This is a genomic window from Streptosporangium sp. CA-115845 (assembly GCF_050943795.1).
Taxonomy (GTDB): domain Bacteria; phylum Actinomycetota; class Actinomycetes; order Streptosporangiales; family Streptosporangiaceae; genus Streptosporangium.
The window spans coordinates 7504725-7521770 of record NZ_CP191988.1; the positions used below are offsets into that span (position 1 = coordinate 7504725).

16 protein-coding genes and 1 pseudogene are annotated in these 17046 nt (G+C 67.7%); 10 read left to right on the plus strand and 7 right to left on the minus strand.

Going from position 1 to position 17046, the window contains the following annotated elements; all coding sequences use genetic code 11:
- The first annotated feature begins 36 nt into the window (after nt 1–36).
- From ACQP0P_RS35665 to ACQP0P_RS35685, 5 genes are read left to right on the plus strand one after another with little or no spacing between them, the layout of a single operon-like run.
- Complete coding sequence (locus ACQP0P_RS35665; RefSeq protein WP_433363729.1) at nt 37–429, plus strand: hydrogenase maturation nickel metallochaperone HypA; 393 nt, start codon at nt 37–39, stop codon at nt 427–429.
- On the plus strand, nt 404–655 hold the full coding sequence (locus tag ACQP0P_RS35670; RefSeq protein WP_350921581.1) for a HypC/HybG/HupF family hydrogenase formation chaperone: 252 nt from the start codon (nt 404–406) through the stop codon (nt 653–655). The genes ACQP0P_RS35665 and ACQP0P_RS35670 overlap by 26 nt, the downstream gene beginning before the upstream one ends.
- A gap of 6 nt (nt 656–661) precedes the next feature.
- Nucleotides 662–1789, plus strand: coding sequence for a hydrogenase formation protein HypD (gene hypD / locus ACQP0P_RS35675; protein ID WP_433363733.1), 1128 nt, complete (start codon nt 662–664; stop codon nt 1787–1789).
- Nucleotides 1786–2925: a hydrogenase expression/formation protein HypE gene (gene hypE, locus ACQP0P_RS35680; RefSeq protein ID WP_433363736.1), complete on the plus strand. Its 1140-nt coding sequence runs from the start codon at nt 1786–1788 to the stop codon at nt 2923–2925. Before hypD ends, hypE begins: the two co-directional genes overlap by 4 nt.
- Before the next feature lie 29 nt (nt 2926–2954).
- Complete coding sequence (locus ACQP0P_RS35685) at nt 2955–3311, plus strand: hypothetical protein (RefSeq protein WP_433363739.1); 357 nt, start codon at nt 2955–2957, stop codon at nt 3309–3311.
- Nucleotides 3312–3472: 161 nt separating this feature from the next.
- Here ACQP0P_RS35685 and purU read toward each other — a convergent pair whose 3' ends face one another.
- Entirely contained in the window at nt 3473–4327 is an 855-nt protein-coding gene (purU, locus tag ACQP0P_RS35690; protein WP_433363742.1) for a formyltetrahydrofolate deformylase, read from the minus strand.
- Nucleotides 4328–4530: 203 nt separating this feature from the next.
- A pseudogene (locus ACQP0P_RS35695) lies at nt 4531–5722 on the minus strand (RNA-guided endonuclease InsQ/TnpB family protein); the annotation flags it as partial.
- 140 nt (nt 5723–5862) lie between these two features.
- Between ACQP0P_RS35695 and ACQP0P_RS35700 the strand changes: the two are divergent.
- Entirely contained in the window at nt 5863–6321 is a 459-nt protein-coding gene (locus ACQP0P_RS35700; RefSeq protein WP_433363745.1) for an NUDIX hydrolase, read from the plus strand.
- 253 nt (nt 6322–6574) lie between these two features.
- Here the strand turns inward: ACQP0P_RS35700 and ACQP0P_RS35705 are convergent, their stop codons facing one another.
- Both ACQP0P_RS35705 and ACQP0P_RS35710 read right to left on the minus strand, forming a co-directional pair.
- Complete coding sequence (locus ACQP0P_RS35705) at nt 6575–7069, minus strand: GNAT family N-acetyltransferase (protein WP_386323684.1); 495 nt, start codon at nt 7067–7069, stop codon at nt 6575–6577.
- Nucleotides 7066–8637 (minus strand): XRE family transcriptional regulator, encoded by a 1572-nt coding sequence (locus tag ACQP0P_RS35710; protein ID WP_433363749.1) that lies wholly within the window; start codon nt 8635–8637, stop codon nt 7066–7068. The genes ACQP0P_RS35705 and ACQP0P_RS35710 overlap by 4 nt, the downstream gene beginning before the upstream one ends.
- Nucleotides 8638–8978: 341 nt before the next feature.
- Here ACQP0P_RS35710 and ACQP0P_RS35715 point away from each other — a divergent pair, with 341 nt between their 5' ends.
- The 4 genes from ACQP0P_RS35715 to ACQP0P_RS35730 all read left to right on the plus strand — a co-directional run bounded on the left by ACQP0P_RS35715 (nt 8979) and on the right by ACQP0P_RS35730 (nt 12832).
- Nucleotides 8979–9263 (plus strand): hypothetical protein, encoded by a 285-nt coding sequence (locus ACQP0P_RS35715; RefSeq protein ID WP_350921562.1) that lies wholly within the window; start codon nt 8979–8981, stop codon nt 9261–9263.
- 535 nt (nt 9264–9798) lie between these two features.
- On the plus strand, nt 9799–10848 hold the full coding sequence (locus ACQP0P_RS35720; RefSeq protein ID WP_433363753.1) for a mechanosensitive ion channel family protein: 1050 nt from the start codon (nt 9799–9801) through the stop codon (nt 10846–10848).
- Nucleotides 10849–10867: 19 nt separating this feature from the next.
- Nucleotides 10868–11266 (plus strand): globin, encoded by a 399-nt coding sequence (locus ACQP0P_RS35725; RefSeq protein WP_433363756.1) that lies wholly within the window; start codon nt 10868–10870, stop codon nt 11264–11266.
- Nucleotides 11267–11296: 30 nt separating this feature from the next.
- Nucleotides 11297–12832 carry a glycoside hydrolase family 13 protein gene (locus ACQP0P_RS35730; protein WP_433363759.1) on the plus strand — a complete coding sequence of 512 codons (1536 nt, stop codon included), beginning with the start codon at nt 11297–11299 and terminating at the stop codon, nt 12830–12832.
- Between the two features lie 89 nt (nt 12833–12921).
- On the opposite strand, the gene ACQP0P_RS35735 is transcribed toward ACQP0P_RS35730, so the two are convergent.
- The 3 genes from ACQP0P_RS35735 to ACQP0P_RS35745 form a co-directional block, all read right to left on the minus strand.
- Nucleotides 12922–13362 carry an acyl-CoA thioesterase gene (locus ACQP0P_RS35735; RefSeq protein ID WP_433363761.1) on the minus strand — a complete coding sequence of 147 codons (441 nt, stop codon included), beginning with the start codon at nt 13360–13362 and terminating at the stop codon, nt 12922–12924.
- Nucleotides 13363–13488: 126 nt separating this feature from the next.
- Entirely contained in the window at nt 13489–15153 is a 1665-nt protein-coding gene (ettA, locus tag ACQP0P_RS35740; RefSeq protein WP_433363764.1) for an energy-dependent translational throttle protein EttA, read from the minus strand.
- A 25-nt stretch (nt 15154–15178) separates the two neighbouring features.
- Entirely contained in the window at nt 15179–16477 is a 1299-nt protein-coding gene (locus ACQP0P_RS35745) for a GGDEF domain-containing protein (protein WP_433363767.1), read from the minus strand.
- Nucleotides 16478–17046: the final 569 nt, after the last annotated feature.

The window sequence follows — 17046 nt, forward strand, 5'->3', positions numbered from 1 at the left end:
CACTGGGACATCGAGCTCGAACGAGAGGGAACAGCCGTGCACGAATTCGGGATCGCCGAGGCGATTCTCACCGCTGTGGAGAAACGGGCGGACGGCAGGAGGGTACGGCGGGCGCGAGTGCACGTGGGTGCCCTGCTCCGCGTCACCGAACCGATGATCAACCAGGCGTTCTCCGCGATCGCCGACGGGTCCGTGGCCGAGGGCGCCCAGGTGGACCTGGTCATCGTCCCGGTGCGGATGACCTGCCGTTCCTGCGGGAGCACGTCCACCTCCGTCGACCCCTTCGCCGCCTGCGCGGGGTGCGGCGGCACCGATATCGACACCGAGGGCGGCGACGACCTCGTCCTCGAATCCATCCAGATGGCGGAGGCCGCTCATGTGCCTGGGAATTCCCGGGGAGATCGTGGAGATCCTGTCCGACCGTCCTGACCTGGCCATGGTCGACGTCAGCGGCGTCAAGCGCGCCATCAACATCGGCCTGCTGGAGGGCGAGTTCGTGGTACCCGGCGACTGGATCCTCATCCATGTCGGGTTCGCGCTGTCGAAGATCGACGAGGTGGAGGCCAGGGCCGCGCTCGACTTCCTGGAGAGCATCGGCCAGGCGTACGAGGACGAGATCGCGGCCCTCCGAGAATCCATGATCGAAGAGGGGTGAGGGTTGATGCGTTTCGTCGACGAGTACCGCGACGCGGAGAAGGCCCGGATGCTCGCCGCGCGGATCGCCGCACTCTGCGAGCCGGGCCGCGACTACAAGTTCATGGAGGTGTGCGGCGGGCACACCCACACGATCTACAAGCACGGCCTGGAGGACTACCTGCCCGAGGCCGTCACGCTGGTGCACGGCCCCGGCTGCCCGGTCTGCGTCATCCCCATGGGACGGATGGACGACGCCATCCACATCGCCGAGCAGCCAGATGTGATCATGACGTCGTTCGGCGACATGATGCGGGTACCCGGCGGGAACGGCTCCTTCCTCGACGCCAAGGCGCGGGGCGCCGACATCCGGCTGGTCTACTCCCCGCTGGACGCGCTGAAGATCGCCCGGCAGAACCCCGGCAGACGCGTGGTCTTCATGGCCATCGGGTTCGAGACCACGGCGCCCTCGACGGCGATGACCGTCCTGCGCGCCGAGGCCGAGGGGATCGAGAACTTCTCGATCTTCTGCAACCACGTGACGATCATCCCCGCGATCAAGGCGATCCTGGACTCCCCCGACCTGCGTCTGGACGGGTTCATCGGCCCCGGCCACGTCTCCACCGTGATCGGCTGCCGGCCGTACGGATTCATCTCGCGTGGCTACGGCAAGCCCTTGGTGGTGGCCGGTTTCGAGCCGCTGGACCTGTTGCACACGGTCTACCGCCTCCTCGCGCAACTGGCCGAGGAACGCTCCGAGGTGGAGAACCAGTACTCCCGGGTGGTCCCGTGGGACGGTAACCCCAAGGCTCTGCACGTCATCAACCAGGTGATGGAGCTGCGACCGTACTTCGAGTGGCGCGGGCTGGGGTTCATCTCCCAGTCGGCCCTCAGGGTCACCGAACGGTACGCCGCCTTCGACGCCGAGCGGATCTTCCAGATCCCCGGCGGGCGGGTGGCCGATCCGAAGGCGTGCCAGTGCGGCGAGGTGCTCAAGGGGGTGCTCAAGCCCTGGGAGTGCAAGGTGTTCGGCACCGCGTGCACCCCGGAGACACCGATCGGCACGTGCATGGTCTCGTCCGAGGGCGCCTGCGCCGCGTACTACAACTTCGGCCGGTTCTCGCGCGAGCGCGTCAGGGAGGCGACCCGGAGGTGAACGACGGGGAGGGCTACACCGGGGAGCAGCGGGTCCTGGACCGGACGGGAGAGGCGGGCGGCCCGGACACATCCGACCGGGAGCGGCAGGTCCTGGAGCGGATCGAGCGGGTGCGGCGCCGCAAGGCACGCGTCCGGGAGGACCGCATCACCCTGGCGCACGGCGCGGGCGGCAAGGCCACACACACCCTGATCGAGGCGGTGTTCCTGGAATCGTTCCGCAACCCGATGCTGGAACCCCTGGAGGACGGCGCGGTCGCCGACGGGCTCGCCTTCACCACCGACTCGTTCGTGGTGACGCCGCTGTTCTTCCCCGGGGGCGACATCGGCGACCTCGCGGTGAACGGCACGGTCAACGACCTGGCCATGTGCGGGGCCCGCCCCCGCTACCTGTCGGCCGGATTCATCCTGGAAGAGGGCTTCCCCGTCGCCGACCTGCGGCGGATCACCGCCTCGATGGCCCAGGCGGCGCGGGCGGCGGGTGTGTGGATCGTCACCGGCGACACCAAGGTGGTGCAGCGGGGCAAGGCCGACGGCTGCTACGTGACCACCTCCGGCGTCGGGACACTGGAGCGGCCCATCCGGCTGAGCGCCGCCGCCGCGCGGCCGGGTGACGCGGTCATCGTGTCCGGGCCGATCGGCGAGCACGGGATCACCGTCATGCTGGCCCGGGGAGAGCTCGACATCGAAGCCGACCTGCGCTCCGACACCGCACCGCTCAACGCCCTCACCGAACTGCTGCTGGACGCCTGCGAGGACGGCGCGGTGCGGTGCCTGCGCGACGCGACCCGCGGCGGGGTGGCGACGATCGTCAACGAGATAGCCGGTGCCTCGCAGGTCGCCGTCGTGCTCGACGAGGCGGCCGTGCCGGTCCGCCCGGCGGTACGAGGGGCGTGCGAGTTGCTGGGGATCGACCCGCTCTACGTCGCCTGCGAGGGCCGGATGGTCGCGGTGGTGGCCGGGGAGTTCGCCGACGCGGCACTGGCCGCCCTCCGCTCCCACCCGCTCGGCTCCGAGGCGGCGATCATCGGACGGATCAACGACGACCCGCCGGGGCTGGTCCTGCTGAGGACCTCTTTCGGGGGCACCCGGATCGTCGACCTGCTGGTCGGCGACCCGCTACCGAGAATCTGCTGAGCACCAGCGAATCCATGAGGTTTCACGACATGAGCAAGAAAAACAAACCCGAACACCCGAGCAGGCAGGACAAGACCACGCCGGGGGAGCGCGGCCGCTCCTCCGGCGTGAGCCACGCGAGCGAGGAGGTGGTGCGATCCGGCAACCTGGCCTTCGGACACCCGCCGGGCGACAGGGGACCCGGGCGCGTCTCCGGTACCGAGGCCCGGTCCGCCCGCGGCGCCGGCACCGGCGAGCGCCCCGGCGCCGAAAAGATCGCACGCAAAGACGAGAAGGGCCGCGAGAAGATCGGCACCGACGAGAAGGGGCGCCCCTACGGGGCCTCCCACCCCGAGGACGCCACCGGAGTCAAACCCCAGAAAACTGCGAAAAAGAATAACCCCTGACGCCTCCGCTCCCCGCCGGGAGCGGCTTCTCGCCTCCCTCGGCCGAGGTGGGCGACGGCCAAGCCCTGACCGTCTCGAACACGGAGGCTGCCGGGTGGGTGATACGCGCGCTCTGGCCGAGTCGGCCGTTCCGGACCCGGCGAGGGCTCGCGATCACCGCGCTAGCGGGGGAAGACGATCGTCTTGTGGCCGTCGAGCAGGACGCGCTGCTCGGTGTGCCAGCGGACGGCACGGGCCAGGGCCTGGCACTCGACGTCACGGCCGATGGCGGCGAGGTCGTCCGCGGAGTGGGTGTGGTTGACCCGGGCGACCTCCTGCTCGATGATCGGTCCCTCGTCGAGGTCGGCGGTCACGTAGTGCGCGGTCGCGCCGATCAGCTTCACGCCGCGGGAGTGCGCCTGGTGGTAGGGCTTGGCGCCCTTGAACGACGGCAGGAACGAGTGGTGGATATTGATCACGTTGCCCGCGAGCTTGACGCAGAGGTCCTCGGAGAGCACCTGCATGTAGCGGGCGAGCACCACCAGGTCGGCCTGGTAGTGATCGACAAGGGTCAGCACCTCCGCCTCCTGCCTGGCCTTGGTCTCGGGAGTGACCGGCAGGTGGTGGTAGTCGATGCCGTACGACTGGGTCAGCGGCCGCAGATCCGGGTGGTTGGAGACGACCGCGACGATCTCGATGTCGAGCAGGCCCGAGCGCGTCCGGTAGAGCAGGTCGTTCAGGCAGTGGCCGAACTTGCTGACCATCACCAGCACGCGCGGCTTGACGGACGCCTCCCGCAGCTTGAAATCCATGCCGAACTCGGGAGCGAGCGCCGCGAAGGCCTCGCGCAGCTCCCCGTCGGGCAGCGGAGAGGCGAACTGCACCCGCATGAAGAACCGCTCGGTCACGGCATCACCGAACTGCTGGCTCTCGATGATGTTGCAGCCCCGTCCGGCCAGGAGACCGGAGACCGCCGCCACCACGCCAGGACGGTCCGGGCAGGACAGCGTCAACACAAACTCGGCCCTGGAACTCATGCCTTCACCCTTGAGCTGGAGAGGTCGGATCGTAAGGTACTTCCACCTGACCTGGGCAGAGTACAGCGAATCCCGGCGCCACACCCAGTCGGTCGGCACGCGGCGAGCCAGGAGGTACGGAGAGCCGCCCGGACCCGGATCCGTCGGTGATAGCGTCCCTGATCCTTGACATCCTCCCCCTCGTAAACGAGGGGGATTCCCACGGTCGCCCGTGAGGGTTCCTGCTTCACCGCCAGTCGCCCGCCAGGAGAAATCCCCTTTGAGGTCTTACACCGGCTCCACAGGCGTTTCACCTCTCCGCCAGCCCGGCGGCGAGGATGTTCTTCGCGGCGTTGACGTCCCGGTCATGGGCGGCGCCGCAGGCACACACCCAGTCCCGGACGCCCAACGGCATGGACCGCTGGATCGCCCCGCACGCCGAGCACAGCCTGGAGGAGGGGAACCAGCGGTCCACGACGAGGAGTTCCCGCCCGTACCAGGCGGCCTTGTACTCCAGCATGGACCGCATCTGACGCCAGCTCGCATCCGAGATCGCGCGGGCCAGGCTGTGGTTCCTCACCATGTTGCGCACGGTGAGGTCCTCGATCACGACCGTTTGGTTCTCACGGACGAGACGAGTGGTGACCTTGTGCAGGTGATCACGGCGCCGATCACCGATCCGGGCATGGACGCGGGCGACCTTGAGTTTCGCCTTCCGCCGGTTGTTCGACCCCTTCTCCGTGCGGGCGAGGCTGCGCTGAGCCTTGGCCAGGCGCCTGCGGTCGGCCCGCTCGTGCCCGGGGTTGACGATCTTCTCCCCGGTGGAGAGGGTGACCAGGGCGGTGAGGCCCGCGTCCACCCCAACCGTACTCGCGGCCGGGGGAGCGGGGTGATGCGCTCCTCGACCAGCAGGGACACGAACCAGCGCCCGGCCGCGTCCCTCGACACGGTCACCGTGGACGGCTCGGCCCCCTCGGGCAGCGGACGCGACCACACGATGTCCAGTGGCCCGTTCATCTTCGCGAGGGTGATCCGGCCGTCCTTCCATCGGAAGGCGCTACGGGTGTACTCGGCGCTCGCCCGGGACTTCTTACGGGACTTGAACGTGGGGTACTTCGCGCGTTTGGCGAAGAAGTTGGAGAACGCGGCCTGCAGGTGGCGAAGCGCCTGCTGGAGCGGGACCGAGGACACCTCGGACAGGAACGCGAGGTCCTCGGTCTTCTTCCACGCGGTGAGCGCGGCCGAGGACTCCACGTAGGAGACGCGGCGGCCTTCCTGGGTGTAGGCGCGGGTGCGGTGTTCGAGGGCTTTGTTGTAGACGAGGCGGGCGCAGCCGAACGTGCGAGACAGCTCCGCTGCCTGCTCGTCCGTCGGGTAGAAGCGGAACTTGAATGCCCGCTTCACGATCTGCGCCATGTTTCACACCCTACTGCAAGATCAGTTAAGTGTTGGGTGGGGTGGGTCGTGCGGGTCCAGGCACGCTCAGGCGCTAGAGCGCCTTCCCGCTCCCGTTTCCTCCCCGGCCTGAAGGCCGGGGTATCCACGGGAGTTATTAGATGAACGCCCCCCAGCCGAACGACCGGCCCGCCGCCCGGGTGATCTGTGTGGACTCCTTGGGCCGGGTGCTTCTCATGCACTGGCGTGACACCGTCAGCGGCCAGAACCTGTGGGAGCCGCCGGGCGGCGGCATTGACCCGGGCGAGACCCCCCTTGACGCGGCACGGCGAGAGCTGACCGAGGAGACGGGCCTGCCCGGCGAGGCGATCATGGACCGCTGGGTGCCGGTACGCCGTGATTTCCACTGGCTCGGCGTCCACTACGCCAAGACCGAACGGTTCTACCTGGCCAGGTTCGAGGGCACCCCCGAGGTGGGCCCGGGGTCGTTCAGCGCCGAAGAGAACACCACCTACCTGGGCTCCGGCTGGTTCTCGACGGAGGAGATGGCCGACCTCCCCGACCACCTGGAGCCCCCGGACCTGCCGGAGGTCGTCTCCCGCATCACCCGGCTGGGGTGAAATCCCGTGCGGCACGGCCCTCGATCTCGAAGATCGAGGGCCGCGGTCGTCAGGGAACGATTCTTCCGAGCGGGGAGACCCTCACCCCTTGTGGATGGCACCGGCAATGCCACCGAGCCTGGACACGCCAAATTTGTGAACAATGATCTTTTTCATCGCACTCACACCCGAGGACGGCGATAGCCACAAAGAACAAGTATTCGGATATTTTCGAAATTGGCAATGCCAAATAGCAAAGTGGTCTAAATTCGAGTCACTGCATTAATGTGGACATAGCGACTATTAGCTCTTTTTCTCCATAAACCACCACAGATCCCCCTCGCTCTTCCCTGCGGATCTCGCGCCACCCGAACTTGCGATAGAGCTCCATCGCCGCGGGCTGGCTCAGGGTGGTATCCCCACGGAGCCTTACGTAGCCGAGTTCGATCGCCCGCGCCTCCAGCGCGACGACCATCTGGGCACCGAACCCGCGACGCTGGAACTCCGGATGAACCCGCATACGGCACATCTCAGCGGTCTGATCGTCAACGCGACGGAGCCCACCCATCGTGACAACACGCCCGTCCGGCGTCTCACCCACGAGGAACTCTCCCCGGTCGGCGAGGTAGATCTCGTGGATCCTGGGGAAATCGTCCTCGTAGTAGACGCCGTCTCCCGGCGCGAGACCGACCTGGGCGAGGCATATCTGGTGGAGCGCCCAGACGGATTCGATGTCGGACCAGCGATAACGCCGAAGCCTCGGCCTCAACTGCCACCCCCGTCGGCCACCGCGTCATCCGTCCACGCGCTGCGACCGCGCAGCGATTCCAGGTAGACCTTGAGCTTGGGATGCCCGGGAGCCTTCACCTCGGCCTGCCTGCCCACCTCGTGGGCGCGCTGCATGAGGATGTCGGGCCTGCACGCCTCGTCGAGACCCGAGATCGTACTCTGGGCGATCTCCAGCGCCTCGTCCACATCGCCCTCAAGGATCTTGCACTGGGCACGGTCGAACTTGATGAAGGTCGGGTCGAGCCAGTCGGTCGGGCCGTACTTGGTGAGCGCCTGCTCCAGGATGAGGTCGGCCTCCATCGCCTGCCCGAGCTTGACCAGCGCGTCTCCCTGGTGAAAGTAGAGCTGGCGCTCGGTGTAACCGAAGGTCGCGTCGTCCTGGTCCGCGGCGGTCATCTGGGAGAAGGCCGCCCTGGCCCGGGACAGCGCCCGCTTCGCCTGGTCGACCACGTCCTTCTTGCCCGCGCCCGACATCATCGCCAGTGCACGGGCCTCGACCACCGGGGCCATGGCCTGGGCCGCGCAGGGCGTCTGCCCTGCCAGGTCCCGGCTCTTCTTCGCGAGGTTGAGCGCCTCACGCGGGTCACCGTAGTAGAGCGGGACCAGAGCCTCCCTGGCCGTGACCCACGCCCGCAGCGCGCGGTCGCCGGTCTCGTCCGCGGCGGTCCTGCCGGTCCTGAAGAAGGATCGGGCGAGCCTGTGGTCGCCGAGATTGACCATGATCATGCCGCTCAGGCCGGCCAGCTGGGCCGCCATGCGGCACAACCGTTCCTGCAGGTCGACCGGCTGGCGCCGTTCCATGGCCTTGCGCACCGCGCTGAACTCCAGCATCACGTCGCACAGCAGCCTGAGCGGGGGGGTGTTCATGTACTGGCGGCCGAAGCCGATGGTGGATTCCTCCCACTGGTCGAGCATCGCGGGCGAGACGGTGGCCGAGACCAGCGTGTCGTCCATCCTTCTGCGGATGCTCTCCACCGATCCAAGCACCTGCCCGTCCAGCACGATGCCGCTGCCGGCCAGGAGCTGTAAGAGTGTCCTCCGTAACACGTTCTCGTCCTCCTCGCCCCCGTCTGCGGAAAGGTCCAAGCCGATCGGCTGGATCAGCAGCTCGCGCGGATCAGGGGATGTGTCGGGTCTTCCGTCCTGGAGATCGCCTCGGACGACACCGGGCATCCTGTGGCCGTGGCCGCAGATGCACGGGCCGTCGTACCCGAGGGAGGCCGGCTCGACTCGGTAGGCGGAGCACAGGTAGTGCAGATACTCGGGACCGGGCCGCTTCAGCCCGCTCTCGTACGCGGACAGGAGCGTCTCACCGATGCCGGGGGCCGACTTGCCGTCACGTTCGAACAGCGCCCGTATCTGTTCGATGACGTCCGCGAGGGCGACACCGTGTGCTAGGCGGTGACCTTTAACCCGGGTAGTCCCGAATTGCGAATTGCATTTCTCGTAGATTTCCTCGGCTATCTGCGCCGAGGACTTCCCGGCGGCCAGGCCACGGGCCCGGACCTGCCGTGCTAGTTCTGTCTCCCTGTGCTGCCTGCCGGACATACCGGCCCCTCTCTCGTGGCCAGCTGGGCTGGCTGGCACACTTAGTCCCGACCGGTCCTCTCTCCCTTGACACACTGTGATCTCTTCGTCGCACTGTGCCTACCGAGAATGATGGACCACGTTTGACTCATCCGGAACGCGCCAATAAAGCCATCGGCTAAGAATCGTCCTCCGGCGGACTGTTTCTTTCAACCTACTTGGCACAACGCCCACCCTGAACTGGGTTTTCCCTGAATTGACCCACAGGGCCGCCGTGAGTCATCTTTGGCGGGCAGCACCGAAGGCGTGATCGAGCGAACACGATTCGGTGCCGGCAAACCGAAACCACGAGGAGGGGCGAGGTGGGTGAAGACGATTTCCGGCACCTGGAACGACTGGTGACGGAGCTTGACTGCCGCGGGCTGCACGCCCGTGTGGTGCGGACCCACTCCGGTCGTGCGTTCGTGCGTGTGATCAACCCGAAGGCGACCAGCCTCGCGGAGAACGTCACCTGCCGAGCACACGCCACCCCCAGCCACCGGGATTGGTACTACTGGTGGTCCTGGGGTGAACGGATGCACACGGTGGAAGACCCAGCCGGTGCCGCGACCAAGGTCGCACGCGTACTTGCCGCGGTAGGGGAATGAGGTGAGCGGTGCGGAGGGCTTCACCCGCCCGATGCGCCGTACCTACCACGGCCCGGCGGAGCCGACGGGGTGACCGGTGCGGAGCGTCCTCGGACGCTGGGCACCCCGTCGGCTCCGAATCGTCGGACCGGCCGGACCGGTCCGCACGAACCGGATCAGCGGACCGCCCGGCCGTGCCGCATTCCATGAGGGACCGCCGGCCGGACAGGCGCGGACTCCCAACGGTGAAACCGCGGAGGCTCTCCCGAGCCGAAGCCCACGAACTGCTGTAAGGCAAAGGCTGCCGCCTGGTCTCTCGTCCAGGCGGTGAGTAGGAGGGATCCCCCTCGGGAACGGCACGGGACGCGCTTCCGGGTGCGTGTCCCGTCCGGGCCGCCCGTCACCGGGGCATCCGGGTCCGCCTCCGCGGCCCCAGATCCGGATGTCCCCGTCTTCCCCGGCGTGATGTGACGGAGGCCGGTTCGATCGGCAATATGGGTAGGTCGCATGACTCGCCCATCTGACTCGTCGATCCGATCCGAGAGGGATCCACTCCGTGTTCCTGCTTTCCCCCACTCCCGTCCCCAGCCCCACCCCCAGCTTGACTCCCAGCGTGACCCCCGGCGTCACCTCGACCCCCGGCCCTGGGGTCGTGGTCGAGGAGCTTCTCGACATGAGCGCGGGTCTGACAAAGGGATGCGGGGACGGCGGAGGGATGATCTGCGACTTCGTGCAGATGATCATCCCTGTGAGCTGGGCGGCTCCCGCGGTCGCCGGCATGATCGCCATCGCGCTGGTCGTGGTCATCGCGCTGGTTCTGCGCAACGTGGCGCACCGGCTGATCAGCCGGGTGGTACGGAAGGCCTCCTCCGAGCGCGCGTCCCTGGCGGGACGGCTACGCGGTAGGGAGGTAGTGAGCCCGGAGGGGCTCGACGCGATCGTGGCCGAGCGGCGCAGACAGCGGGCCGAGACCATCGGTTCCGTGCTCAAGCCGGTCGCCTCGATCATCATCCTGGGCACCGCCGCGCTGACCGTCCTGGAGCGGCTCTCCGTCCCCATCGCCCCCCTGCTGACCAGCGTGGGCATTCTGGGCGTGGCGGTCGGCTTCGGCGCCCAGGAACTCGTCAAGGACTTCATCGCGGGCATGTTCATGCTTTTGGAGGACCAGTACGGCGTGGGCGACGTGATCGACACCGGCACCGCGATCGGCACCGTGGAGGCCGTCACCCTGCGCATCACCCGGCTGCGCGACAGCGACGGCCGGGTCTGGTACATCCGTAACGGCACCATCACCCGCGTCGGCAACGAGTCCCAGGGTTGGTCTCGCGCCACCGTCGACGTGCCCGTGGCCTACGCCTCCGACATCCCCGCGGTCCGCGACCTGCTCAAGCAGGTCGCGGACGAGATATGGAACGACCTCGCCTTCCGCGACTCCATCATCGTCGAGGAGCCGCAGGTCTGGGGTATCGAGCAGATCTCCGACACCGCCGTCATCTTCAGGATCAGCGTCAAGACCATCCCCTCCCGGCAGGCGGAGGTCGCCCGCGAGCTCCGCATCCGGGTCAAGTCCGCCCTCGACCGAGCCGAAATCCCGATCGCCGGCTGACGTCGATTAGGCTGGAGGCGTGTCCGCTACCCCCGAGGAATCCCAGTCCTTCTACGACGCCGTCGGCGGCGAAGAGACCTTCAGGCGTCTCGTGCACCACTTCTACCAGGGGGTGGCGGCCGATCCGGTGCTACGGCCGCTTTATCCCGAAGATGATCTCGACGGGGCCGAAGAGCGGCTGCGCCTGTTCCTCATCCAGTACTGGGGCGGCCCCAGCACCTACAGCGCTCAGCGGGGCCACCCGCGCCTGCGGATGCGGCACAACCCGTTCGTCATCCGCTCGGTCGAGCACGACGCCTGGCTCAGGCACATGCATGACGCGGTGCTCTCCCTGAAGCTCCCCGAGGACCTGGAGAAACGTCTCTGGGACTATCTCGTGTACGCGGCGAGCAGCATGATCAACGCCCCTGACGCATAAACATCGTCAAGCGGGGGCAGTCCAAAGCACATGGAATCCCCCTGGTGGCGTGATGCCGTCGTCTACGAGATCTACGTTCGCAGCTTCGCCGACGCCTCCGGAGACGGCGTCGGCGATCTGCCCGGCATCCGGCAGCGTCTGCCGTACCTCGCAGAACTCGGTGTGGACGCGATCTGGCTGACTCCCTTCTACCGCTCCCCCATGGCCGACGGCGGCTACGACGTGGCCGACTATCGTGACGTCGACCCCCTCTTCGGCACGCTCACCGACTTCGACGAGCTCGTCGCCGAGGCGCATCGGCTCGGTCTCCGGGTGGTCGTGGACATCGTCCCGAACCACAGTTCCTCGGCCCACGAGTGGTTCCAGGCCGCGCTGCGCGGTGAGGGACGCGATCGCTACATCTTCCGTGACGGCGGTGATCTGCCTCCCAACAACTGGCAGTCGACCTTCAGCGGCCCGGCCTGGACCAGGACCCCCGACGGACAGTGGTACCTGCACCTTTTCGCCGCGGAACAACCTGACTTCAACTGGCGCAACCCCGAGGTGCACGCCGAGTTCCTCGACGTGCTGCGGTTCTGGCTCGACCGGGGGGTGGACGGGTTCAGGATCGACGTGGCGATGGGCCTGTACAAGGCCGAGGATCTGCCGGACACCCCGCCGCAGGATCAGGCGTTCAAGGCCGAGTCGCCGATCTGGGGACGGCCCGAGGTGCACGAGGTCTACCGCGCCTGGCGCAAGGTGCTCGACTCCTACGACGGCGAGCGGGTGGCGGTCGGCGAGGTCTGGACCGACTCCGTCGAGGATCTCGCGCTCTACCTCCGCCCCGACGAGCTCCACCAGAGCTTCAACTTCGCCTGGCTGGAGGCCCCCTGGTCCGGACCCGCGTTCAAGAAGATCATCGATGACACACTGGCCGCGGTGACCGCTCCCACCTGGGTGCTCTCCAACCACGACGTGGTCCGTCATGTGACCCGGTACGGCGACGGCCTGACCAACTCCACCACGGGCCTGGCCCGCGCCCGCGCGGCGCTGCTCGCCATGCTCGCCCTACCGGGCTCCGCATATCTCTACCAGGGGGAGGAACTGGGCCTCCCCGAGGTGAAGAATCTTCCCCCGCAGGCCCGTCAGGACCCCATCTTCGCCCGTTCCAAGGGAGAGCTGCCCGGCCGCGACGGCTGCCGGGTTCCCATCCCCTGGTCCGGCATGGCCGAACCGTACGGCTTCTCGCCCGATGGAACACGGCCCTGGCTGCCCCAGCCCGTCGAGTGGGCCGTGCTCTCCGCCGAGCGCCAGTCGAGCGACCCCGGCTCAACGCTGAGCTTCTACCAGGAGGTCCTGCGGGTCCGCCGCGACCTCCGCGGCACGCTGCCCGAAGAGATCACCTGGCAGGAGAGCGCCGAGGGCGCCCTCATCTTCAACCGGGGTTCCCTGATCTGCGCCGTCAACTGCGGTTCCCAACCGGTGCGACTGCCACCGCACGACCGCGTCCTGATCGGCAGCGCCCCGGTGGAGGGCCACCTGCTCCTGCCGGACAGCGCGGTCTGGCTGTACGCCCCCGAGGTCTGACGGCTCCCGGCGGGCGGTGGACGGGCGTCCACCGCCCGCCGGTCCGGGTCGGTCGTCGAGCCGGAGAAGGCCCGCCTCGCCCGGGGGCCTCAGTCCGCCGCGAACCTGCGCAGGTAGGCGATCTCGTCCTGGCTCAGCCGTCGGGGGGAGGCACCCTGCACGTCATAGGCCACGATCACCGAGCGGGCCTCGACGAAGATTTCGTCATCGTCGCGGATCTCGTACGCGAGAGTGAACCGTACCGGACGGATCTCCGTCACCCACGACTCCACCCGGACCGGGTCGGGACGGAAGGTGAGGGGACGCCGGTAGTCGATCTCATGCCGGGCGATCACCAGCCCGGCGAAAGGGGCGTTCCCCTCGTGATGGGGGTCGATGTGGAACATCCCCATCCGCGCGTCCTCCAGATAGTCGAGGAACCGCACGTTGTTGACGTGACCCAGCGAGTCGATGTCGGCGAACCTGACAGTCCTGGGGAACACATGCCGGTGGCCATGGCCGACCTCGTCCGCGACGCTCTGTCCAAACACACCCAGAACCGTAGCGAGCCCCCGCTGCCCGTCGTACGGCGGGGCACCGGAGGCTCGTGCGGTCGCGACCGGGAGAGCACCTGACACGGCCCGTGCCAGATGCCCTGCCCGTCCCGGAAACCGGGGTCAGTCGCGGGTGAGCTTGCGATAGGTGACACGGTGCGGCCGGGCCGCCTCGGCACCCAGACGCTCGATCTTGTTCTTCTCGTAGTCGGCGTAGTTGCCCTCGAACCAGAACCAGTTCGAACCCTCTTCCCAGGCCAGGATGTGGGTCGCGATGCGGTCCAGGAACCACCGGTCGTGCGAGGTGATGACCGCGCAGCCGGGGAACTCCAGCAGCGCGTTCTCCAGGCTGGAGAGTGTCTCGGTGTCGAGGTCGTTGGTGGGCTCGTCGAGCAGGAGCACGTTGCCGCCCTGCTTGAGGGTAAGCGCCAGGTTGAGCCGGTTGCGCTCTCCGCCGGACAGGATGCCCGCCTTCTTCTGCTGGTCCGGGCCCTTGAACCCGAACGCGGCGATGTAGGCGCGCGACGGCATCTCGACCTGGCCGACCTTGATGTAGTCGAGCCCGTCGGAGACGACCTCCCAGACGTTCTTCGTCGGGTCGATCCCGCCCCGGCTCTGGTCGGCATAAGAGATCTTGACGGTGTCACCGACGATGATCTCACCGCTGTCCGGTGTCTCGCCGCCGGTGATCATCCGGAACAGGGTGGTCTTGCCGACACCGTTCGGACCGATGATGCCGACGAGGCCGTTGCGCGGCAGGTCGAAGGAGAGGCTCTCCATCAGGACGCGCTCCTCGAAGCCCTTGGTGAGCTTCTCGGCCCGGATGACCGTGGTGCCCAGACGCGGGCCCGGCGGGATCTGGATCTCCTCGAAGTCGAGCTTGCGGTACTTGTCGGCCTCGGTGGCCATCTCCTCGTAGCGCTGCAGGCGCGCCCGGCTCTTGGTCTGGCGGGCCCTGGCGTTGGAGCGGACCCACTCCAGCTCCTCCTCCAGGCGCTTCTTGCGCTTGGCGTCCTTCTGACCTTCGAGCCTGAGCCGCGCGGTCTTGGCCTCCAGGTAGGTGGAGTAGTTGCCCTCGTACGCGTGGCAACGGCCGCGGTCGAGCTCCAGGATCCAGTTGGCCACGTTGTCCAGGAAGTAGCGGTCGTGGGTGACGGCCAGGACGGTGCCCGGGTACTTCTCCAGGTGGGACTCGAGCCACTGGACGCTCTCGGCGTCGAGATGGTTGGTGGGCTCGTCGAGCAGGAGCAGGTCGGGCTGCTCCAGGAGCAGCTTGCAGAGGGCGACCCGGCGGCGCTCTCCACCGGAGAGCTGAGTCACCTCGGCGTCCGGCGGAGGGCAGCGGAGGGCGTCCATCGCCTGCTCCAGCTGGCTGTCGAGATCCCAGCCGTTGCGGTGGTCGAGGGCGTCCTGGAGCTTGCCCATCTCGTCGAGCAGCTCGTCGCTGTAGTCGGTGGCCATCAGCTCGGCGATCTCGTTGAAGCGGTCGAGCATCGCCTTGGTCTCGGCGACGCCCTCTTCGACGTTGCCGAGGACGGTCTTGGATTCGTTGAGGGGGGGCTCCTGCTGGAGCATGCCGACGGTGAAGCCGGGCATGAGCCGGGCGTCGCCGTTGGACGGCTGCTCCAGGCCCGCCATCATCTTCAGCAGCGTCGACTTTCCGGTGCCGTTGGGACCCAGGACACCGATCTTGGCGCCCGGCAGGAACGACAGCGTCACGTCGTCGAGGACGACCTTGTCGCCGTGCGCCTTGCGCACGCGCTGCAGTGTGTAGATGTACTCCGGCATGCCTTTAGTTTAGGGCCTGGAAAGTTCAGTTAGGGGCGGCCTCGGGTCCGGGCCTGCGGGCCGGAGGCACGATGGTGGCCGACAGGCAGATCCGGTCACGGCCGAGCTCCTTGGCACGGTAGAGGGCGAGGTCGGCCGCGGCGAGCAGTTCGATCAGGTCGTCCCCGTGCACGCTCATGATCGCGACACCGACCGAGATGGTCACGGTGATCATGTTGTCGTCGGCCGGGACCGCCATCCGTCCCACCCGGGAGCGCAGCCGCTCGGCAACCCTGCGGGCCTCTGTCACGTCGGCCCTGGGCAGCAGGACGACGAACTCCTCACCGCCGAACCGGCCCACCACGTCGTAGTCGCGCAGCTGGCTGCGGATGGTGTCGGCCACCCCGACGAGGACCTGGTCGCCGATCAGGTGACCGTAGGTGTCGTTGACCCTCTTGAAATGGTCGATGTCGACGATCAGCAGCGCGAGCGTCTCCCCCGTGCGACGCGCTCTGACGATCTCGGTGTCGGCCTCTCGCTGCCAGGCCGCGGCGTTCAGCAGGCCGGTCTTGAGGTCGGTGCGGGCCGCGGCCTGAAGCTGGGCGTGCAGCAGGCTGCGCTGGAGCAGCACCACCGGGGGCAGCGCCAGGACCAGCAGAGCCGGATTGAGCCCGCAGGTGATGGAGATGATGACGCCGAGGCAGAGCTCGACGACGTCGAGGAGCAGGTTCTCCCGGTTCCACAGGACCTCCCGCCAGCGACTGTCGGGGTCGGCGGTGTGCGCCGCGATGGCGATCAGCGCGGTGTTGATCACCGTGAACAGGACCGCGCAGCCGACGGCCACCAGGATCGGCCCGCCGTCGCCCCTGGTCAGCGCGTTCAGGTCACCGACCGCGGCGTGGAAGAGCAGGGAGGCCGCACATCCGGCCAGGCCGATCGCCGCCGAGCTGAAGACCCGCCGGTAGACGACCGTCGCGCGCACCCGCCTCTGCAGCAGGAACTGGAGCGGAATGGGCGCCAGAAGCGCGTAGAGCGGCGGGAGCAGCAGCGCGGCGGGCAGCCACCAGGCGGAGAGCAGGTCCCGGTGGACACCGGCCGGCATGCCGAGCCTCCGGGTCGCCTCGATACACACGGCTCCACACGCCATCAGCGCGCTGAAGGTCAGCACATCGGACCAGCGGAAGACCCCGGATGCCAGGAAGAACACGATCGCGGCGAGATCCAGCGCCACTATCCCGCAGAGATAGCCGACCAGCGGGCGACGCTGTCCAAGCAGGGGCCAGCGATCGACCAAGGGTGTCATGCCGTCGCGCGGTTTGACCGAGGTGTGGCTGGGAGCCGCCATGTCGTCCCCCTCTCCGACTAACGATGTGTAACACAATAGTTGCGGAGTGTGCGACGCGCGATGGGAACCGCTACCTTTGACGGAGTGGGCCAGCCCACCGGTTGACCTACGTTTTGGAAACCGCTCCCTCGCGAGCGGGCCGTGTGGGAAAGGAGCAAAGCCATGCTGCGGGGCGTGACCTGGACCTAAACAGGTGTCCTGGGCATCTGACACGGGCAAGACCATCGGCTGGTCATCTCGGCGTCCCCGCGCTTCCGTGGTGAGACACCGACCGCGTCCGGCCGGTGCCCCCTCACTCCGCTCAGACCAGGCCCTATTACCGTGCGAGGCCTTGCACTTCCGTCAGACATCCCATCCTGCGAAGTCCGCACTTCACCGGACGCCTGCCCGTCCTCATCTCCCGTCCGAAATCTTCTCCGCTGAATCTTCCGTTCTAAGTCTTGTGTTCGAATCCGCCCCATCCCGCTGTCCGCGTTCTTCCCCTGCGCGGACCCGCACCCATCCCCCTGCCCGAATTCGACTCCCTGCCCACCTCGAACGATTCCTCCACCCGCCTCTCCGGTTCCGAA